The organism is Blautia parvula (genome assembly GCF_020215665.1).
GTDB lineage: Bacteria > Bacillota > Clostridia > Lachnospirales > Lachnospiraceae > Blautia > Blautia celeris.
In genome coordinates, this window is record NZ_CP084061.1 from 268,588 (window position 1) to 289,401 (window position 20,814).

Annotated in this window: 21 protein-coding genes; 17 read left to right on the forward strand and 4 right to left on the reverse strand. The window is 49.7% G+C overall.

The genetic code is table 11. The annotated features are described in order from the left end of the window. The first annotated feature begins 6 nt into the window (after nt 1-6). From LC508_RS01380 to LC508_RS01415, 8 genes are all read left to right on the forward strand, one after another. Nucleotides 7-1,047 carry a polyamine ABC transporter substrate-binding protein gene (locus tag LC508_RS01380; RefSeq protein WP_033143475.1) on the forward strand — a complete coding sequence of 347 codons (1,041 nt, stop codon included), beginning with the start codon at nt 7-9 and terminating at the stop codon, nt 1,045-1,047. 20 nt (nt 1,048-1,067) lie between these two features. Beyond that, nucleotides 1,068-1,661, forward strand: coding sequence for a hydrolase (locus LC508_RS01385; RefSeq protein WP_033143474.1), 594 nt, complete (start codon nt 1,068-1,070; stop codon nt 1,659-1,661). Nucleotide 1,662: 1 nt separating this feature from the next. Continuing rightward, nucleotides 1,663-2,520 carry a leucine-rich repeat protein gene (locus LC508_RS01390; protein ID WP_081960528.1) on the forward strand — a complete coding sequence of 286 codons (858 nt, stop codon included), beginning with the start codon at nt 1,663-1,665 and terminating at the stop codon, nt 2,518-2,520. 59 nt (nt 2,521-2,579) lie between these two features. Beyond that, complete coding sequence (locus tag LC508_RS01395; protein ID WP_054352371.1) at nt 2,580-3,947, forward strand: vWA domain-containing protein; 1,368 nt, start codon at nt 2,580-2,582, stop codon at nt 3,945-3,947. Beyond that, the gene (locus LC508_RS01400; RefSeq protein WP_054352372.1) at nt 3,937-5,457 is read left to right on the forward strand and encodes an ATP-binding protein; all 1,521 of its coding nucleotides are present in this window, start codon (nt 3,937-3,939) and stop codon (nt 5,455-5,457) included. Before LC508_RS01395 ends, LC508_RS01400 begins: the two co-directional genes overlap by 11 nt. A 286-nt stretch (nt 5,458-5,743) precedes the next feature. Continuing rightward, on the forward strand, nt 5,744-6,448 hold the full coding sequence (locus LC508_RS01405; RefSeq protein WP_033143471.1) for a LytR/AlgR family response regulator transcription factor: 705 nt from the start codon (nt 5,744-5,746) through the stop codon (nt 6,446-6,448). 18 nt (nt 6,449-6,466) lie between these two features. Further along, complete coding sequence (locus LC508_RS01410) at nt 6,467-7,774, forward strand: sensor histidine kinase (RefSeq protein ID WP_103731617.1); 1,308 nt, start codon at nt 6,467-6,469, stop codon at nt 7,772-7,774. 11 nt (nt 7,775-7,785) lie between these two features. Next, a complete protein-coding gene (locus LC508_RS01415) occupies nt 7,786-8,217 on the forward strand; it encodes a DUF3887 domain-containing protein (RefSeq protein ID WP_054352375.1) in 432 nt (143 codons plus the stop codon). 68 nt (nt 8,218-8,285) lie between these two features. Here the strand turns inward: LC508_RS01415 and trpB are convergent, their stop codons facing one another. Both trpB and LC508_RS01425 read right to left on the reverse strand, forming a co-directional pair. Next, the gene (gene trpB / locus LC508_RS01420; RefSeq protein ID WP_033143470.1) at nt 8,286-9,509 is read right to left on the reverse strand and encodes a tryptophan synthase subunit beta; all 1,224 of its coding nucleotides are present in this window, start codon (nt 9,507-9,509) and stop codon (nt 8,286-8,288) included. Between the two features lie 33 nt (nt 9,510-9,542). Beyond that, nucleotides 9,543-10,184 carry a tetratricopeptide repeat protein gene (locus LC508_RS01425; protein WP_033143469.1) on the reverse strand — a complete coding sequence of 214 codons (642 nt, stop codon included), beginning with the start codon at nt 10,182-10,184 and terminating at the stop codon, nt 9,543-9,545. A 310-nt stretch (nt 10,185-10,494) separates the two neighbouring features. Here LC508_RS01425 and LC508_RS01430 point away from each other — a divergent pair, with 310 nt between their 5' ends. From LC508_RS01430 to LC508_RS01450, 5 genes are all read left to right on the forward strand, one after another. Next, nucleotides 10,495-11,235, forward strand: coding sequence for an ABC transporter ATP-binding protein (locus LC508_RS01430; RefSeq protein WP_033143468.1), 741 nt, complete (start codon nt 10,495-10,497; stop codon nt 11,233-11,235). Then, a complete protein-coding gene (locus tag LC508_RS01435) occupies nt 11,235-12,152 on the forward strand; it encodes a SufB/SufD family protein (RefSeq protein ID WP_054352376.1) in 918 nt (305 codons plus the stop codon). The genes LC508_RS01430 and LC508_RS01435 overlap by 1 nt, the downstream gene beginning before the upstream one ends. Before the next feature lie 141 nt (nt 12,153-12,293). Beyond that, nucleotides 12,294-13,232 carry a hypothetical protein gene (locus LC508_RS01440; protein ID WP_033143466.1) on the forward strand — a complete coding sequence of 313 codons (939 nt, stop codon included), beginning with the start codon at nt 12,294-12,296 and terminating at the stop codon, nt 13,230-13,232. Nucleotides 13,233-13,384: 152 nt separating this feature from the next. Next, nucleotides 13,385-14,410, forward strand: coding sequence for an SPFH domain-containing protein (locus LC508_RS01445; RefSeq protein WP_054352377.1), 1,026 nt, complete (start codon nt 13,385-13,387; stop codon nt 14,408-14,410). An 18-nt stretch (nt 14,411-14,428) separates the two neighbouring features. Next, complete coding sequence (locus LC508_RS01450; RefSeq protein WP_103731618.1) at nt 14,429-14,626, forward strand: ribbon-helix-helix domain-containing protein; 198 nt, start codon at nt 14,429-14,431, stop codon at nt 14,624-14,626. Between the two features lie 59 nt (nt 14,627-14,685). On the opposite strand, the gene LC508_RS01455 is transcribed toward LC508_RS01450, so the two are convergent. After that, on the reverse strand, nt 14,686-15,492 hold the full coding sequence (locus LC508_RS01455) for an ABC transporter permease (RefSeq protein ID WP_181014430.1): 807 nt from the start codon (nt 15,490-15,492) through the stop codon (nt 14,686-14,688). Further along, complete coding sequence (locus tag LC508_RS01460; RefSeq protein ID WP_033143463.1) at nt 15,485-16,255, reverse strand: ABC transporter ATP-binding protein; 771 nt, start codon at nt 16,253-16,255, stop codon at nt 15,485-15,487. The genes LC508_RS01455 and LC508_RS01460 overlap by 8 nt, the downstream gene beginning before the upstream one ends. A 214-nt stretch (nt 16,256-16,469) precedes the next feature. Here LC508_RS01460 and LC508_RS01465 point away from each other — a divergent pair, with 214 nt between their 5' ends. The 4 genes from LC508_RS01465 to asd all read left to right on the forward strand — a co-directional run bounded on the left by LC508_RS01465 (nt 16,470) and on the right by asd (nt 20,769). Next, nucleotides 16,470-17,468 carry a 2-hydroxyacid dehydrogenase gene (locus LC508_RS01465; RefSeq protein WP_103731619.1) on the forward strand — a complete coding sequence of 333 codons (999 nt, stop codon included), beginning with the start codon at nt 16,470-16,472 and terminating at the stop codon, nt 17,466-17,468. Between the two features lies 1 nt (nt 17,469). After that, nucleotides 17,470-18,108 (forward strand): epoxyqueuosine reductase QueH, encoded by a 639-nt coding sequence (locus LC508_RS01470; protein ID WP_033143461.1) that lies wholly within the window; start codon nt 17,470-17,472, stop codon nt 18,106-18,108. Between the two features lie 84 nt (nt 18,109-18,192). Next, nucleotides 18,193-19,572 (forward strand): argininosuccinate lyase, encoded by a 1,380-nt coding sequence (gene argH / locus LC508_RS01475; RefSeq protein WP_103731620.1) that lies wholly within the window; start codon nt 18,193-18,195, stop codon nt 19,570-19,572. Nucleotides 19,573-19,683: 111 nt separating this feature from the next. Next, complete coding sequence (asd, locus tag LC508_RS01480; RefSeq protein WP_033143459.1) at nt 19,684-20,769, forward strand: aspartate-semialdehyde dehydrogenase; 1,086 nt, start codon at nt 19,684-19,686, stop codon at nt 20,767-20,769. Nucleotides 20,770-20,814 lie beyond the last annotated feature (45 nt).

The following is a 20,814-nucleotide window of genomic DNA, read 5'->3' on the forward strand; positions in this document are numbered from 1 at the left end:
AGAAATATGAAGAAAAGATTAGCAGCCCTTACACTTTGTTTTGCAATGGCAGCCTCCATGCTTGCCGGATGTGGTGAAAAAGAGGAAGATGACAACAAAGAACTGGTACTCTACACCTGGGAGGGACTGTTCCCCCAGGAAGTGCTGGATGGCTTTGAGGAAGAGACAGGAATCAAGATCATCAGCTCCAACTTCGACACAAATGAAACCATGCTGGAAAAAATTCAGCAGACAGACGGAAAAGACTACGACATTGTTGTGGGCGATGATTATATCATTGAACAGATCGTGAAGAACGGTCTGGCAAAAAAACTGGACAAGACACAGATCAGCAATTTCGGCAATATCAATCCTCTGTATCAGAGCCAGTTTTATGATCCGGACAATGAATATACCGTTCCGCACGGGGCAGGTATTCCTCTGATCGTGTATGACCCTGCGCAGGTTGACTTTGAGATCAAGGGATATGAGGACCTGTGGAATCCAAAGCTTGAGGATAAGATCGCCATGATCGGCAGCTACCGGGCAGTCAATGGATTTGTGCTTCAGACTATGGGAAAATCCATGAATGAGGAAGATGTACAGGTCATCGAACAGGCAGGGGAAAAATTAAAAGAGCTGGCGCCGAATATCCGTATGATCCAGGACAGTGATACACAGAACGCACTGCTGAACGGAGAGGCCAGTGTTGCCTATCTGTATACTTCCCAGGTGACAGCAGCCCTGGCAGAGAATCCGGACCTGAAGGTGGTCTATCCGGAAGAGGGACTGGGCTTTGGCATTATGAACCTGTTTATTCCCAAAAACGCACCGGATGAACTGAACGCCTATAAATTCCTGAACTATATTCTGGAGCCGGAAAACGCGGCGAAATGTTTTGATGCTCTCGGATATTACTGTACTACAAATGCGGCGGATGATCTGGTAAATCCCAACCTGGTAGTGCCGGATTCCGTGAAAAAGGGCGAGATCGTACAGAATGTAAGCGCAGAAGCCAACGAGGCATATGAGAAAAACTGGACAGAATTCAAAGCTGCATGTGACTAAGGAAAAAGGAGGTACATACAATGCAGACAAAAGTGACAAGAGAACAAGCGCTGGAGCTTCTGAAAAAATACAACAAAGAGGAATTCCATATCCTACACGCTCTGACCGTGGAAGGCGTTATGCGCTGGTATGCCCGGGAGATGGGATACGGCGATGAGGCAGAGTTCTGGGCAATGGCAGGCCTGCTTCACGATGTGGACTTTGAGCAGTATCCGGAGGAGCACTGCAAAAAAGCGCCGGAGCTTCTTTCTGAGATCGATGCGGAGGAGGAGCTGGTACACGCGGTTGTGAGCCACGGATACGGCCTCTGCTCTGACGTGGAGCCGGAGCACCTGATGGAGAAAATCATGTTTGCTTCCGATGAGCTTACAGGCCTTATCTGGGCAGCGGCAAAAATGCGTCCCTCCAAAAGTGTCATGGACATGGAAGTCTCCAGTGTCAAGAAAAAATTCAAGGACAAGAGATTTGCCGCAGGCTGTTCCAGAGATGTGATAAAGGACGGCGCCGAGATGCTGGGATGGGAACTGACGGAATTATTTGATAAGACGATCCAGGCTATGCGTTCCTGTGAGGCTTCTGCTGCCCGGGAATGCGGGGAACTGGCAGCACAGTGATATGAAGGATAAATACAGTATGAATGCGGGCAAAAGGGATGCGGAAGCATCCTTTTTGCCTGCTTACCATTATTCACCCTGGAAAGAGGGAAGGACAAAAGAGGAACAGGAGGCTCTGCTTCTTGCGGAAGAGATGGAGATCGCGGATGGTGTGGAGGAGATTGGAAACTATACCTTCTACGGCTGCGGGAGGCTCAGAAGCCTCTCCTTTACAGATTCCCTGAAACGCATAGGGGGAGGCTCCTTCACGGGATGCTCCGCCTTACGTGAGCTTCATGTGCTCATGGGGGAAGGGGCAAAAAGCTGCATAATGGATGTGGCGGCGGAGACCTTTCATGAAGTGTTTGTGACCATCACATTCAGGGAGACAGGGGACCGGGCGAAGCTGGTGTTTCCGGAATATTATGAGGAGGGTGTGGAGAACACGCCTGCCAGGATCCTGGAGACACATTTTCACGGCTCAGGCTATCGCTACCGACAGTGTTTTACAGAAAAGCGGGTGGATTATCACCGTTATGACAGTTTGTTTGAAGTGGCAAAGGTATATGAAAAGCCGGAAATCCTCATTCCCATGGCTATGGGACGCCTGATGTATCCCCGGGAACTGGGGGAGGAGGCGGGGAACGCGTATGCCGCATATGTAAGGGAGCATCTGAAGGAGGCAGGCGCGTATTTTCTGAAACGCCGGGAATGGCACAGTGCTCTGTGTTATCTGGCAGAGTACGCGGTGCAGAGGGCTGAGGAGATGGAACTGCTGTTGGGTCTGGCATCCGGATGCGGGATGGCGGAGGCCGTGAGCCTGCTGATGGAGGAGAAGAGAAAACGGTTTGGCAGGGCTGTAAAGTCCTTTGAATTTTAAGATGCGGCGGCACATGTGATAGTACCGGACGTGGATCGAAACAATAATGGAGTAAAAAAATGGCACAGGAAATGGAAAAACGTATCAATGAAGTGTGTATCAGAATCCTGGCCTCGTCCAGAAGTGAGCTTTATCTGCACATGCGATTCCTGGATGTGGCCCTCTCCGCCTTTTCCTATGTACAGAATCCGGAGATGGGGACTCTGGGTACAGATGGTGTGGGACTTTATTATAACCCTTCTTATCTGGGGGGCCTTTACCGGCAGGGGCGTGTTTTTGTAAACCGGGCGTATCTGCACATGGTGTTTCACTGCATATTTGCCCATCCGTGGAAAGATGTACGCCTGAGAAAAAAGCGGGCATCCAGACTGGTTGAAGAGGAGACGGCGGATCTTTTGTGGGAGGTCTCCTGTGATATTGCCAGTGAAGCCATGATCGACAGTATCCCTCTGCACTGTGTGCGCCGCCCGACCTCTGTATTGAGGCGGGAGACGTATGCATCGCTTGGAAAGAAGCGCAGGGTTTTGAACGCGGAGGGGGTTTTTGGCGCCCTTCTGGAGGATAAGCCGGATTTGGAACGGCTCCGGAGGCTGAAAGAGGAGTTCTATGTGGATGACCACAGCCTGTGGAGCGGGGGAAAGAGAAGGGCACCCAGTCAGCGCCCGAAAGAAAACTGGGATGACATCCGCGATAAGATGGAAACGGAGCTGCAGAGCTTCGGCCAGGACTCTGCAGTCGGAGCTTCGGAGGGAATCTTGGAACAGATCAAGGTGGAAAACAGGGATTCCTATGACTACCGCAGGTTCCTGCAGAAATTCGCGGTGCTGAAGGAGGAGCAGCAGATTGACCCGGATTCCTTTGACTATGGGTTCTACAGCTACGGACTTTCCCTGTACGGCAATATGCCTTTGATCGAGCCTCAGGAGAGCCGGGAGGTAAAGAAGGTGGAGGAGTTTGTCATAGCCATTGACACCTCCATGTCCTGTTCCGGTGAACTGGTGAAAGCTTTTTTGAAGGAGACCTATTCTATTCTGAGGGAGACAGAGAGCTTTTTCAGGAAGATCAATATCCATATCATCCAGTGCGATGAGGTGGTGCAAAGTGATGACAAGATCACGTCTCAGGAGGAGCTTAAGGCCTATATGGAACATCTGGAGCTTCTGGGCCAGGGAGGGACGGATTTCAGGCCTGTTTTCACCCGGGTGGAGGAGCTGCTGGCGAAAAGAGAATTTACAAGCCTGAAAGGGCTGTTATATTTTACCGACGGAAAAGGGATATTTCCGCAGAAAATGCCGCGGTACGAAACAGCATTCGTGCTGATGCAGAAAGAATATGAAGAGATAGATGTACCTGCCTGGGCCATAAAAATATATCTGGACCAGGAGGAAATGGAAGCATACAAAGAGGGAATTACAGATGAACATTAAACGAGCAAAACAGGAGATCAAGGACGCTATAGAGGCATATCTGATCAAGGACGCCTATGGAGAATACTGCATTCCTTCCATCCGGCAGCGCCCCATTCTGCTGATGGGCCCTCCGGGAATCGGAAAGACACAGATCATGGAGCAGATCGCCAGGGAATGTGAGATCAACCTGGTATCCTATACCATTACCCACCACACCAGGCAGAGTGCCGTGGGGCTGCCTTTTATCAGGGAGAAGGAATACGGCGGGAAGTCCCATTCCGTGACAGAATATACCATGAGTGAGATCATATCCTCTGTGTATGACAGGATGGAGGAGACGAAGATAAAGGAGGGAATCCTTTTTATTGATGAGATCAACTGTGTGTCTGAGACGCTTGCGCCCACCATGCTGCAGTTTCTGCAGTGCAAGACCTTCGGCAATCAGTCTGTGCCCAAGGGCTGGATCATTGTAGCAGCAGGCAATCCTCCGGAGTACAATAAATCTGTCCGGGAGTTTGACGTGGTGACTCTTGACCGGATCCGCAGGATTGACGTGGAAGAAGATTTCGGCGTGTGGAAAGAATATGCCTACAGTGCAGGTATCCATCCGGCTGTGATCTCCTATCTGGATATTCACAAAGATAATTTTTACCGCATGGAGACCAGTGTGGACGGGCGCATGTTCGCCACAGCCAGAGGATGGGAGGATCTGTCCCAGTTCCTCTATGCCTATGAAAAGCTGGGAAAAAGAGCGGACAGGGAAGTGGTGGGCCAGTATATCCAGCACGGGAAGGCGGCTAGGGATTTTGCCAACTATCTGGAACTCTTTGAAAAATACAGGACGGATTACCGGATCGAGGAGGTGCTGGCAGGCCGTTTTGAAAAATTTGCGGTGGATAAACTGAAGCTGGCGTCCTTTGATGAAAAATTCAGTGTGGTGGGACTGCTTGTGGGGCATCTGGGTACCAGATTTTACGCGTACTATGAGATGGACCTGTATGTAACGACCCTCTATGAGAAGCTGAAGGGCTGGAAGCGGGAGATGGGGGAAGGCACATCGCCTTCCGCATCACTTGCGCTGCTTCTTGACCGGGAGCAGGCGGATTATGAGAGGAAAGAAAACGCGGGTCAGTTTACAGCTCCCGCGCGCCATGCGGCTGTGAAGACTATAGGATTTTTAAAAGCGCGGTTAAAAGAGGCTGAGGCCGGTGAGAGGGAGGGCCTGATGCCGGAGGAGATATTTACCGGTGCGGCCGGTCATTTTGGGCAGGAATCCGCCAAACGGGAGAACATGGTCCTTGAGACCGGCGGTGCCCTGCAGAATGCTTTTGATTTTCTGGAGCTGGCGTTTGGGGACAGTCAGGAGATGGTGATTTTTATCACAGAACTGAACACAAATCCCTACAGCATTCAGTTTATCAGTGAAAACGGATGTGACAGCTATTATAAATACAACAAAAAACTTCTTTTTGAAGAGGAACAGAGGAACATTTTAAAAGAGCTGGATGACATTGAGAATGACTTATAAACACCTGGCGGGACAGTGGAGTATGAACAATAACATCTTGTGATACTGTTCACTGCGTGCCCAGTATCACGCTTCGCGATGCACAGATATGCAGCATTCTGCTCCATATCGCGCTGGCTGTCTCGGGATTTTCATGCCTTCGGCCTGAAAACACCTCGCGGGACAGTGGAGTGTGAACAATAACATCTTGTGCACAATTTTCTGTACCCTGTGCCGCATGTATTGAGCAGAACAGAGGACAGGGCTATAATAAATAAAAGCAGATGAAGACGACAGGAGGAGAAAGATGCGTATCGCAGTGTGTGATGATGACGAGACTGCAGTATCTTTTTTAAGAGAACTGATAGAGACGTATCCGAAACAGAAACTCTGCGCGGACGGATACAGCAGCGGGGAGGACCTGCTTCGGTCGGGGCATGTGTATGACCTGATTTTTCTGGATATTGATATGAGGGGCATAGATGGAATCGAGACTGCACGGAGGATTCGCGTCCATGACAGGAAGGTGAAGATCGTATATGTGACCTCCTACAAGGAATATGCAGGACGAGCTTTTTCTGTCCATGCTTTTGGCTACCTGCTGAAGCCTGTGAAGCAGGAGAAGCTTTGGAAGCAGATCGAGGATGCCATGCTCTGGCAGGAGGAAGAGACGCCGGAGGTAAAGCAGGTGGAGTTTTCCACCGTGGAAGGGCTTGTGAGGCTTCCGGTGGATGCAATCTATTATTTTGAGTATCAGAACCGGCGTATTTTCATGAAGACAAAGGAAGTTACCCATGAGATGCGGGGGAAGATATCCGACATTGCCGGTAAGATGGGAGAGTATGGATTTTCCGTTCCCCATAAAAGCTTTGTGGTGAACCTGTACCATGTGAAGAATATCAAGGGGTACGAGATCCTCATGATGAACGGGGAGTGGATTCCTCTGTCCCAGAAGCAGGCAGTGCAGTTCAAGGAAAAACTCAGTCTTTATCTGGCGGATAAGATGGGATAGGAAGAAGGTGGTAACCGGGTGTTTGACTATATTCTGATGGCAGTGGATCTGTCTGTGCTGGGATTTTTGTTTTACTGGTTCATGAACAGAACCGGGGAACGGCGTATGGATAAGGCATGGGTATATCCTGCATCGTTTGCGGCTTTTGCTGTTTTTTGCCTGCTGGTCCAGTATTCCCGGAGTGAATGGGTCGTTACCTTTTCCATTGTATTGATGGTATTTTTCATGGAAACCGTATTGTATCGGCCAAACGGGGTGTCTTATTTTTACTGTCTGGTATATTGTCTGGGATTTTTTCTCTGCCAGATAACAAGTGTCTTTGTAGTGCAGTGGATCTTTACGAACATGACTGCACTGACCCTTCTGCGCGTAGGCCTGGAGAGGGTAGACAATATGCAGTTGATCCTCTTGCTGGTCAAATGGTTCACGGAATTTTTCTGGACGTATTTTATTCTCGCGATCGTAAAAAAGGACGAGGAGGAGGAGAATCGTTTTTTTCTCTATAAGCGGCAGTATTTTTTCTTCCTGCTGCTTCCGCTGTTCTCCATTGTATTTATGGTATCTATTATCTGGATGAGTGCAGATTTCTTTGTGCTCAGGTATGGATTCGGTCCGGTGATCCTGAATATTATTCTGATATTTGCCATGAACCTGCTGCTCTTGTATCTCTTCAGGCAGACAGGGAAGGGCAGTCGGGCACTCAGGGAGGAAAAGCTCTACAAGCAGGAGTCAGAGCTGCTTTACCAGCACTACCAGACTCTGGAGGAGAGTTATCAGGCTTCCAGAAAGGCCATACATGATGCCAAGAACCACATGCAGGCAGTGGCCCGTCTCTATGAGAGCGGGGAGACAGACAAGGCCAGGGCCTATGCGGAGGAGGTTTTCCATCTGCTGAACCAGACAGGCCATACCTGGTATACGGGCAACCGGATGCTGAATATCATATTGAATGAGAAGCTGGGGCAGGCATCCATGCGGGATGCAAGGCTGGAGCTGGATATCTGCGACGGATGCCTGGACAGAATCCGGGAGATCGATATCACCACCATATTCGCAAATCTTCTGGACAATGCGGCGGAGGCCATGGGGGAGGGGGAAAACAGATACTTTTCCCTGCAGATACAAAACATCCATTCCTTCCTTGTGATCAAAATGATGAATTCAAAAGGGAAGAAAAAGGAGAGAGCAGGACAGAAGCATCAGCGGCTGGGACTGCAGAATGTGCGGAGTGCCCTGGGCAAATATGGGGGTACCATGAAAATCTCCCAGACGGATGAGGAGTTCCAGGTGAGTATCATGATACCGGATGAGCAAAAGGAAATGTGAGGTGAAGAGGGATGGAGATATGGCGAAAGATTCGGAAGAGATGTTTTTTGCTGGGGGTCATATGCCTGATTGGGACATCTGCGGCGGGATGCGGAAATAAGCTTTCCGACAAATTTGACGAGGAGGAAGTCAAGGAAGCCGCTGAAACCATGATTAACCAGGTAAATTCCGGTGAATTGAAGGATGTGTATGAGAATACCTTTGCCCCTGTCATGCGCCAGGGAATCGAATATGAACAGCTTCAGGAGAATCTGGATTATGTCTTTGACAAGCTGGGTGAATTTGAATCCTATGAGAAGATAAGTGTGGTGGGAGGACAGGACAAGGATACGGAGACACCGTATGCGGTGGTGGTGCTTCTGGCCAAATATGAGGAGGGGAAGGCCCAGTATACAGTCACGTTTGATACGGGTATGAAATGTATTGGATTTTATGTGAAATAAGTAAAAGAGAGTCCGGCGGAATGTGTGCGCCGGACTCTCTTTCGTATCTGTTGTTGTAACTATTCAGTTTATTTAAAGAACTGCTCTCCGTAGCCGTAATGCTCTACCACGTAGTCAATATCCTTGTCTCCGCGTCCGCTCAGATTTACGAGAATGGAGCCTTGTTTCATCTCTTTTGCTTTCCGCATGGCATAGGCAACCGCGTGGGCACTCTCAATGGCCGGAATGATGCCCTCTGTGCGGGACAGCTTGAAGAATGCGTCCATGGCCTCCTCATCGCTGACGGTGTCGTACTGCACTCTGCCCAGGTCGCGGAGGAATGCGTGCTCCGGTCCCACAGAAGGATAGTCCAGTCCGCTGGCAATGGAGTATACAGGAGCCGGCTCGCCTTTGTCGTCCTTCAGCATGATACTTTCAAATCCGTGCATAACACCTTTTTCCCCGTACTGCATGGATGCGGCGTGGTCACCCATGCCGGTGCCTCTTCCGAGAGGTTCCACACCGACAATGTCCACCGGTTCATCCACGAAGGGAACGAACATGCCGATGGAGTTGCTGCCGCCGCCTACGCTTGCGCAGACTACATCGGGAAGCAGGCCGGTCATCTCTTTAAACTGGTCTTTTGCCTCCTCGCCTACGATGTACTGGAAATCCCTGACCATGAGAGGGAAGGGATGGGGGCCCACTGCGGAGCCGATACAGTAGATGGAGTCCTTATAGTTCTTAGCATAGGATTCAAAAGCGGAATCCACGGCCTCTTTCAGGGTCTTGTTGCCGTGTGTGACGGGAACCACCTTGGCGCCCAGGATCTTCATACGTGTCACATTGGGAGCCTGTTTGGCAATATCCACCTCACCCATGTGCACTTCACACTCTAATCCGAAGAAAGCCGCCGCTGTAGCGATGGCTACGCCGTGCTGTCCGGCACCTGTCTCTGCGATAAGACGTTTTTTGCCGATGAATTTTGCCAGCAGCCCTTCCCCCATACAGTGGTTCAGCTTGTGGGCTCCGGTGTGGTTCAGATCCTCTCTTTTCAGGTAGATCTGGCAGTTGCCGATGGTTCTTGACAGGCGCTCGCAGTGATAGACCGGTGTGGGTCTTCCCTGGAATTCCTTGCGGATGCGGCGCAGTTCACTGATGAACTGGGAGGAATGGCAGATGGTCTGGTATGCGTCTGCGATCTCCTCAAAGGCCGGAACCAGCTCTTCTGTCAGGTAGGCGCCGCCGTAAGGGCCGAAGCGTCCGTTTCTGTCCGGGTAATGTCTCAGATAAGTTCTGTAATCTACTTCCATGGTTGTTTTCTCCTTTATGTAAATGATATATTTTTATTCCTGCTCTCCGTGAAGGGCGTCCTTTGCCAGCTTGAAACCGTTCTGGGCGGCTTTTGTCAGCCACAGGTCGGCTTTCGCCTCGTCTTTTTCCACACCTTCGCCGTAGCGGTAGAGGATGGACAGATTGTACTGTGCGGCCGGGATGTTGGCGTTTGCCGCCTTTTCAAAGAGCTGGAATGCCCGCTCTGTGCTCTGCGGCACTGCCTGGCCGCTTAAAAAATAACCGCCCATGCAGCACATGGCCCGGTAGTCGCCCTGCTGTCCGGCTTTCTTATACCAGTCAAAGGCTTTGGAATAATCCTGTCTGGTCCCAATGCCTTCCTCATAACATCTGGCCAGATTATACTGGGCATTTTTACTGCCCGTCTCAGCCGCGCGTTTGATGTAGGAAAATGCTCTTGTTTCGTCTTTTTTTACGCCTTTTCCCTGGGCATAGAGAAATCCCAGGTGCAGCAGCGCGTCCACATGGTCTTTTTCGGCTGCTTTTTCATACCACTGGGCGGCCTGTGCGTAATCAGTCAGGGTGTGTATGCCGTTTTCATAGTAAAAGCCTACGGCATACTGCAGATCCTTCTGACCGTTTTCCGCCAGGATTTTCAGTTCTTCCAGGGTAAAATCCATATTTTTTGCGTCCATTGAAAATATCTCCATTTTTCTTTTGACAAATTTTGTAATATAGTGTACTGTTTTTGTAGGAATTAAACAGCTGCGCAGTCAGGTCTGCACATTTACTGTGCTGACCGTGTGATAGAATAGTGGCAGCATGTATTCGCCCCATCGCACAGCGATTTTTAATGGGCGAATACCCGTAACTTTTCAGCTGGCTGAATAGTTACGGAATTAAATCCACGGTTGAGCCATCCTTTGGCCCATTGCTGATATTATAACATAGGAACCGGGATTTATAAACATAAAAAGATGAAGATGACATCGGAGGAAATGAAAAATGCTGGAACTGAGGGATGTCTCCTTTAAAGTCGAAGAGGAGACAAAGGAGAAAGGGATTCTGGAGCGTGTAAGCTTTACTCTGGAAGACAACAAATTTATTGCCATCACAGGACCAAACGGCGGCGGAAAATCCACGCTGGCAAAGATCATTGCCGGTATTGAGAAGCCCACGGAGGGAAGGATCTACCTGGACGGTGAGGATATCACGGAACTGAACATTACGGAGAGGGCGAAAAAAGGCATCAGCTATGCCTTTCAGCAGCCGGTGCGTTTTAAAGGAGTGACCGTGCTTGACCTGATCCGGCTGGCATCCGGGGAAAACATTACCGTTGCCGGAGCCTGTCAGTATCTCTCTGAGGTGGGATTATGCGCAAAAGACTACATCAACCGCGAAGTCAACGCAAGCCTTTCCGGAGGGGAGATGAAGAGGATCGAGATCGCCACCGTTATGGCGAGGGGGACCAGGATGTCCGTATTTGATGAGCCTGAGGCCGGCATTGACCTGTGGAGCTTCCAGAACCTGATCCATGTGTTTGAAAATATGCACAGGGAGATTCACGGCTCCATTCTGATCATCTCACACCAGGAGAGGATCCTGAACATTGCAGATGAAATTCTGGTGATCGCAGACGGAAAACTGGTGAGCCGCGGAAGCAAAGAGGAAGTGCTTCCCGCTTTGCTGGAAGGTGTGGATGACTATTCCGGCTGCAAAATCTGGAAGGATGGGGGAGTAAAATAATGGACGCAATACAGAAACAATTACTGGAAGCAGTGGCCGGGCTGCATGAAATCCCGGTGGGAGCATACAACATCCGGGCGAACGGAAAAAGTGAAGGCAGAAACAGCACAGAGCATATCGAGATCACCACAAGAGAAGAGGGAGACGGAATCATCATCCGCATCAAGGACGGCACCAGGAAAGAGAGTGTCCATATCCCGGTGGTCATGAGCCAGGCAGGGCTTGAAGAGGTGGTCTACAATGACTTTTACGTGGGCGATGACTGTGATGTGACTATCATCGCAGGCTGCGGCATCCACAACGGCGGGGATGCATCAAGCCGCCATGACGGCATCCACAGCTTTTTCATCGGCAAAAATTCCAGAGTGAAATATGTGGAAAAACACTATGGCAGCGGGGACGGCAAAGGCGAGCGCATCATGAACCCGGAGACGATCATAGAAATCGGGGAGAACAGCGTCATGGAGATGGATACGGTGCAGATCAAAGGCGTGGACTCCACAAAGCGCATGACAAGGGCAAAGTTAAAGGAAGGCGCCAGCTTAAAAGTGATGGAGCGTCTCATGACACACGGAACCCAGGATGCGGAGAGCCGTTTCATTGTGGATATGGACGGGGAAAATTCAGGTGCCAATATCATATCACGTTCGGTGGCAAAGGATGATTCCCGTCAGCTCTTCCAGTCCGTGCTCAACGGAAACGCGGCCTGCAGCGGCCATACGGAATGTGACGCCATCATAGTGGGCAATGCCAAGATCAGCTCCATCCCGGAGATCACCGCGAACAGCTCCGATGCGGCGCTCATTCATGAGGCAGCCATTGGTAAGATCGCAGGGGAGCAGATCATCAAGCTCATGACCCTGGGCCTTACAGAGGAAGAGGCGGAAGCACAGATCATTAACGGTTTCCTGAAGTAAAACGACATAACACTACAGCGTCAGCCGGGCAGATACACGGGACAAAACCGTGTACAACTGCCCGGTTTTGTGCTATAGTTGGGATAGTAAGAGTTACAAGCCATTGGGGAACAAAAAACATATTTATAGGGAGAGGTTTTTATGATTTACAACAATGTACGCCATGAGTGCAATCTGTATAATTTTTTCTATGCACCGAGAGGAAACCGTAGAATGATGGAACTGGGAAAGAAGATTGCCCAGATGTATCTGAACCCGTTTGACCGTATTATCGGTATCATCGGTGCCAAGGACTCCGGAAAAAGCATGATGATCAAGGGTATGTTTCCGGGGATTCAGGTAGTGGACGGGGATGACGAGTATGATATCACCAACATGCCCCTGCTGAACGCGGAGGATGTGGGATTCTATACCCCCAGGACCTTCCACGTGGATGCCAGAGCCGCGAGAAAATATGTGGATCTGGAGACCATCGCGGAGGCCATCATACGGGTGACTTCCCAGCACAAGAGAGTGATCGTGGAGCATTTTGAGATTCTGTATCCTGTGCTGAAAAGGAATGCGGATCTGATGGTCGGCATCGGTGAGGAGGTCATTGTGACACGTCCTTCCCTGTTCGGACCGTTGCCCCAGAATATAGCTGATATTGTGTTCAAATCCCTGATCTACAGGAAGATGGCGCACAGCGCAGAGGATTTATTCGGCTATGTGGTCAGGGACATTGAGCGTCCAAGCTATGTCCGCGCGGACATCCGCCATGGATTTATGCTGGATTATTCCGAAAAGCCGGTGAATTTTGATCTGGTGGAGATTGAAAAGAAGATGAAAGAGCTTATCGCACAGGATCTGCCCATCACATATTATGATGAGGAGCATGTGAAATTCGGGGATGATATCATTTCCTGTACCGGACCTCTGATGCATGTGAGCAGTACGGGAAAGATAGAAGGATTCTCCCTGGTAAAAGAGTTCTTCTATGATTCCAAGTTCGGCTACTATATTGTGGCCGGTACTGTGGGACATAAGGAAGAGGAAGACAGCGACAAGCTGAATACCATTGATATACAGACTGAAGTATAGAATCAGGACCAAAAGGCTGTCCGAAACCGGAAGACGGGGACGGACAGCCTTTTTTTGTTGACATTTTTATAGATAAGGTGTATTATGATGATATCAAAAAGATATCAAATTAATTACTGCCGCGTGCGGCCTTTCAAAGAGGAGGAAGTATAATGGAAGTAAAAGACGGAACCAGTCCAATGAACAAGAACGTGGAGGAAAGGATCCTGCATCCGAAGTCAGGTATGGCGATGCTGTTTCTGCTGATCCTGGGCATTGTGGGAAGTATTGTGCTGATGATACTCTCAGGGGCAGTGATCTCTGAGATCAGCAGTGTGCTGTCCGGTTTCTGCGTAACAGTCGGTATCCTGATCCTCTGCACAGCCAGTGTATGTCTGGCAGGCTTAAAGGTCATCAACCCCAATGAAGCGCTTGTGCTGGCTTTGTTCGGAAAATATTACGGAACCCTGAATCAGAACGGCTTTTACTGGGTCAATCCCTTTGTGACAGGAATCAATCCCACAGTGCGTGCAGCAGGAAGCGCCGGCTCCACGGTCCTGAAGGGCATGGGCATTGAAGCGGAACAGAAAAACACAGAGACAAAGTCCAATAAAAAGGTTTCCCTGAAGACCATGACCCTGGACAACAAAAAGCAGAAGGTAAACGACGAACTGGGAAATCCCATTGAGATCGGAACGGTGGTCATATGGAAAGTGGAAAATGCCACAAAAGCGGTATTCAATGTGGAGAATTACAAGGACTATCTGTCCATCCAGTGTGATGCCATCACAAGAAATGCCGCCAGAAGATATCCCTATGACACAAGCGAGGGCGGAGATGAGCGTTCCCTTCGCGGAAGCAGCCAGGAGGTAGCCAGCATCATGCAGCAGGAACTGCAGGAGAAGGTGGAGGATGCGGGGATCAAGATTCTGGAAATGCGTATCACCCATCTGGCATACGCGCCGGAGATCGCATCTGCCATGCTGCAGAGACAGCAGGCTGCTGCCATCATAGATGCCCGTCAGAAAATCGTGGAAGGTGCTGTCAGCATGGTGGAGATGGCCCTGCAGAAATTAAACGATAAAGATATCGTGGAACTGGATGAGGAGCGGAAGGCAGCCATGGTCAGCAACCTGCTGGTTGTCCTCTGCGGCAACAAGGATGCCCAGCCCATCGTCAACAGCGGTTCCCTGTATTAGTCAGGAGTGAAGACCTTCATGGAAAACAAACCGAAGGAAAAACAAAAAAAGCAGATCCCCCTGCGGCTCTCCGCGTCTCTGTACAACGATCTGGCACAGTGGGCGGAAGATGATTTCCGCTCTGTCAATGGGCAGATCGAGTATCTGCTGACGGAATGTGTGAAGCATCGGAAGAAGACAAGGAAGAATTCCACGGAGGAATCTGAATCAGAATGAAAGAAAATCCAGGCAGCGGCCGGCAGTTGGACCGTACACGCCTGGATTTTTTGCATTTTTCAGAAGTGTTTTCTGTATTTTTTCTCAGCCACATTGATCAGACTGTATAAAACAGCAGCGATGATGCATAGAATAACAATGCTCATGATCATGGTATCCAGCTTGAAGACCTGACTGGAATAGATGATCAGGTATCCAAGGCCGCGTTTGCTGCCGATCATCTCTCCGATGACGACACCGATCAGACACAGGCCGATGTTGACCTTCATAATGCTTAAAATAAGCGGAACGGAGGAGGGCAGAACCACTTTAAAAAGGGCATCCTTTTTCGTGCCCCTCAGAGTGGAAATCAGTTTCAGTTTATCCGGGTCCGTGCCGCAGAAACCTGTGTAAAGATTCAGGATAGCCCCGAAAATAGCCACAGAAAGACCGGCAACGATGATGGTCTTGATATTGCTGCCCAGCCACACGATCAAAAGCGGTGCCAGGGCTGATTTCGGCAGACTATTTAAGACTACCAGGTACGGCTCTAAAATAGAGGAGAGCTTAGGGAAGCACCATAGAAGCACCGCGATGGCAACACCGAACACGGTCACCAGGGCGAAGCTGGCAATGGTTTCCCAGATCGTTACGCCTGTGTGTACGGCAAGGGTTCCGTCCAGTATCATGTGATACATGGCCATAACCACCTGGGAAGGGCTGGAAAAGATAAAGGAGTCGATGAGCCCCAGCCTTGCGCTGCCCTCCCAGAGCGCCAGAAAGACCAGAAATATAAGGATGCGGATCAGCCTCACTATCTGGGAATCACGCCTTAACTTCTGCAGATAGTTCTTTTGTCCTCTGGACATAGAAGTTATTTCAGCCATTATGGTTTAGCTCCTTCCATATTTCATTAAAATAATTCTTGAACTCAGGAGCGCTTCTGGAGGTAAAAGGCGTGCGGTTGTCAATGGTGAGCACAATGGGGATGATCTTTTTGATCGCTGCCGGGCGTTTTCCGAGGATGATGACCCGGTCTGCCATACTGATGGCCTCCGAGATATCATGGGTTACCAGTATGGCGGTCTTTTCCTCCCGTTTGATGATCTTGCCAATGTCATCCCCCACGGAGAGGCGTGTCTGATAATCTAAAGCTGAAAAAGGTTCGTCTAAAAGCAGCAGATCCGGTTCCAGAGCCAGGGTGCGGATGAGGGCGGCGCGCTGCCGCATACCGCCGGAAAGCTGGGAGGGACGTGATTCCCTGAATTTATCCAGGCCGTAATCGGCCAGAAGATGATTGACCTTTTCTCTGGCATTGGGTGAATTTTTCTTCTGGATCTCCAGGCCCAGCAGTACATTGCTGTAGATGGTGCGCCATTCAAAGAGGTGGTCCTTCTGCAGCATATATCCGATGTTTGTCACCGATTCGCTGAGTGGTTTCCCGTTTAAAAGAATTTCTCCTTCTTCCGGGGTGAGCAGACCGCAGAGCATATCCAGCAGAGTGGATTTTCCGCAGCCCGAAGGGCCGACGATTGCCAGGAATTCTCCTTTTTCCACGGAAAAAGATATATGGGACAGAGCGGGTGTTTCACCGGATTTTGTATGATAGGCATAACTGACATCTTTTACTTCTAAAAGAGGTGTATCCATAAGTTGTCATTCCTTTCTTTTTTCCATCGTCAGGCAGGTGTGAGACTGTCTGTTTTTTGGGTTGGTATACAGTATCATATGATGAAAAGCCGGGGGTTGACATATGGGAAAGGGAGGCACTTGTGTTTTTCTTTGATTATTGATAAAATAAGTACGGATTGGGAAACCTATCCGGTAACGGAAACTTTGTTTGACAAGAACAGGAGGCAGAACTATGAGAATTTTATTTTTTGACACCAAGAACTACGACAGGGCATCCTTTGATAAACAACTGGAACATTATCCGGGAATAGAGGTCGACTATCTGAAAACAGACCTGGCACCCAAGACTGCGCCGCTTGCAAAAGGCTTTGACGCTGTGTGCGCCTTTGTAAGCTCCGACGTGGGGGCAGAGACCATGACAGCCCTTCATGAAGCAGGCGTCAGGCTGGTGCTTATGCGCTGCGCAGGCTTCAACAATGTGGATCTGGAGAAGGCAGCCATGTACGGCATCCGTGTTATGCGCGTGCCGGGCTATTCACCTGAGGCGGTGGCGGAGCATGCCATGGCTTTGGCCCTCACCGCAAACCGCAGGATCCATAAGGCTTATGTAAAAGTGCGGGAAAATGATTTCAGCCTCAGCGGACTTATGGGCTTTAATTTCTACCAGAAGACAGCGGGGATCGTGGGAACCGGTAAGATCGGCGCAGCCATGGCAAGAATCTGCCGCGGCTTTGGCATGAAGGTCATTGCCTATGATGTGTACCAGAATCCTGACCTGGATTTTGCGGAGTATGTCTCTTTCGATGAACTGCTTGAGAGAAGTGACCTGATCTCCCTGCACTGCCCTTTAATGGACAGCACCTACCATCTGATCAACAGGGATACCATAGCAAAGATGAAGGACGGTGTGGTCCTGGTCAACACATCAAGAGGCGGCCTGGTAAAGACAGAGGATCTGATCGAGGGAATCCGCGCCCGCAAGTTCTTTGGGGTGGGCCTTGATGTATATGAGGAGGAGACCAAGAATGTGTTTGAGGACCGATCCGATGAAATCCTGGAGCATTCCACGACGGCAAGGCTTCTGTCCTTCCCAAATGTAATGATCACTTCCCATCAGGGATTTTTTACCCAGGAGGCTCTGGCTGCTATCTCCCGGACTACGCTGGACAATGCGGTGGCCTTTGAAAAGGGCGAGACAAACAGCAATGAAGTATTAAAAAGGGAATCTTAAAATGAACCGGAACAGAAATTACCAAAGAGAACTGGAAAAGATACTGGAGCAGATACAAGGGGAAGAAAAAGTCCCCACCCTGTTCCTGCACAGCTGCTGCGCACCCTGCAGCAGCTATGTGCTGGAATACCTGTCCCAGTATTTTGAAATCACAGATTTTTTCTACAATCCCAATATTTCTCCCAGGGAGGAGTATGAGAAGCGGGAGGAGGAGCTTGAGCGGCTCATAGCGTCCATGCCTTTTGTACATAAGCCGAAATTTTTAAAAGGGGTGTACTGCCCTGAGAAGTTTTTTGAGATGGCAAGAGGGATGGAGGACATCCCGGAGGGCGGGGAGCGCTGCTTTGCCTGCTATGAGATGCGTATGGAGGAGGCGGCAAGGCTGGCGGCAGAGGGCGGTTATGATTATTTTACCACAACCCTGTCAATAAGCCCTCTGAAAAATGCGGCAAAGATCAATGAGATCGGCGAAAAGCTGGAAGAAAAATATCATGTCCGCCATCTGCCCTCGGATTTCAAGAAGAAAAACGGGTATAAGCGCTCCACAGAGCTTTCACGGGAGTACGGCCTGTACCGGCAGGATTTCTGCGGCTGTGTATTTTCCAAAAGGGAGAAAAATCTTGCACGGCCAGACAGATAATGATAAACTGTTACCCATAAGCCGGATAGGGATATGCGGCTTATGGCATAGGAAAAATTCAATGAAAAAGTGAGGTACGAAAAGATGGCTCAGTTATGGGGCGGACGTTTCACAAAGGAAACGGACCAGCTGGTATATAATTTCAACGCGTCATTGAGCTTTGACAACAAGCTCTACAAACAGGATATCACAGGAAGCATGGCACATGCTTCTATGCTTGCAAAGCAGGGCATAATCACAGAGGAGGAGAAGGAGACGATCCTGGCAGGATTGAAGGGCATTCTGACAGATATAGAGAGCGGAGCGCTTGCCTTTTCCCCTGAATATGAGGACATCCACAGCTTTGTGGAGGCTAACCTGATCGACCGCTGCGGGGATGTGGGCAAGAAACTGCACACAGGCAGAAGCCGCAATGACCAGGTAGCTCTTGATATGAAAATGTACGTAAGGGATGAGATCGGGGAGATCGATATCCTTTTAAAAGAACTGCTGGAATCCATTTACAGGATCATGGATGAAAATGTACATACTTACATGCCCGGATTCACGCACCTGCAGAAGGCGCAGCCGGTGACACTGGCACATCACTTCGGCGCGTATTTTGAGATGTTCAAACGTGACAGAAGCCGTATGGCAGACATGGGTAAGCGTCTGAACCTCTGTCCTTTAGGCAGCGGAGCACTGGCGGGAACCACGTATCCTCTTGACCGGGAATTTACGGCAGAGGCACTGGGATTTGACGGGCCTACCTTGAACAGTATGGATTCTGTGGCGGACAGGGATTATCTGATCGAGCTTTTGTCAGGCCTTTCCACCATAATGATGCATCTGAGCCGTTTCTGTGAGGAGATCATTCTCTGGAATTCCAATGAGTACCGTTTTGTGGAGATCGATGACGGCTACAGCACAGGCAGCAGCATTATGCCCCAGAAGAAAAATCCGGATATTGCGGAGCTGGTGCGCGGAAAGACAGGACGTGTCTACGGCGCCCTCATGTCCATTCTGACGACCATGAAAGGCATTCCTCTGGCGTATAATAAAGATATGCAGGAGGATAAGGAGTTTACCTTTGATGCCATTGACACGGTAAAGGGCTGTATCGCTCTGTTTAACGGTATGATCGCCACCATGTCCTTCAATAGAGAAAATATGGAAAAGAGCGCCAAGAACGGCTTTACCAACGCCACAGACGCGGCAGACTATCTGGTGAACAACGGTGTGCCCTTTCGGGACGCACACGGCATTGTGGGACGTCTGGTGCTTGCCTGCATAGAGAAAAACATCTCTCTGGACGAGATGAGCCTGGAAGAATATCAGGAGATCAGCCCTGTATTCAAGGAGGATATCTATGAGGCCATCAGCATGAAAAACTGCGTGGAGAAGAGAAATACCATCGGTGCTCCCGGCGAGGCAGCCATGAAGCAGGTTTTGGCACTGCACAAAAAATATCTGGAAGAAAACTAAAAAATACTTGCTTTTTTCCCGGATTTGTTATAGTATTGTTTAGGAAAAACAAATGTGCGCACAGGGAAAACAAAAGTGGGCACAGAATACATAGACGAGGAGAATTGCCGTATGAGTGAGAAATTAAGAGTTGGTATATTAGGTGCAACAGGAATGGTAGGCCAGAGATTCATCTCTCTGCTTGAGAACCATCCCTGGTTTGAGGTGGTTACTGTGGCAGCCAGCGCAAGAAGCGCAGGCAAGACATATGAGGAAGCCGTGGGCGGACGCTGGAAAATGGACACTCCCATGCCGGAGGCTGTGAAAAAGCTGGAAGTCATGAATGTATCTGAGGTAGAGAAAGTGGCATCCACTGTTGACTTTGTATTCTCTGCCGTGGATATGAGCAAAGAGGAGATCAAAGCCATTGAAGAAGATTACGCTAAGACAGAGACACCGGTTGTGTCCAACAACAGCGCACACCGCTGGACTCCGGATGTACCTATGGTAGTGCCGGAAATCAATCCGGAGCACTTTGATGTGATCGAATTCCAGAAAAAACGTCTGGGAACCACAAGAGGCTTCATCGCCGTAAAACCCAACTGTTCCATTCAGAGCTACGCACCGGTGCTCACAGCATGGAGAGAGTTTGAGCCATACGAGGTAGTGGCAACCACTTATCAGGCAATCTCCGGAGCAGGCAAGACCTTCAAAGACTGGCCGGAAATGGTAGGCAATGTAATCCCCTTCATCGGCGGAGAGGAAGAAAAAAGCGAGCAGGAACCCCTTCGTCTCTGGGGTGAGATCAAAGACGGCGTGATCGAAAAGGCAGCAGAACCTGTCATCACCACACAGTGCGTGCGTGTTCCGGTACTGAACGGACATACAGCAGCCGTATTTGTAAAGTTTAGAAAGAATCCGACCAAAGAACAGCTCATCGAAAAAATGGTGAACTTCAAGGGCATTCCCCAGGAATTAGACCTGCCAAGCGCTCCGAAGCAGTTCATCCGTTATATGGAAGAAGACAATCGTCCGCAGGTTACCCTGGATGTTGATTACGAAAAGGGAATGGGCGTGACAGTGGGACGTCTGAGAGAGGACAGTGTATATGATTACAAGTTCATCGGCCTTTCCCATAACACCGTGCGCGGCGCTGCCGGCGGTGCTGTCCTTTGCGCAGAGACACTGAAAGCCAAAGGATTTATCACAAAAAAATAAAACTTAAAGTCAGACCGGGGAGCTCCCTCCGGTCTGATTGCATGG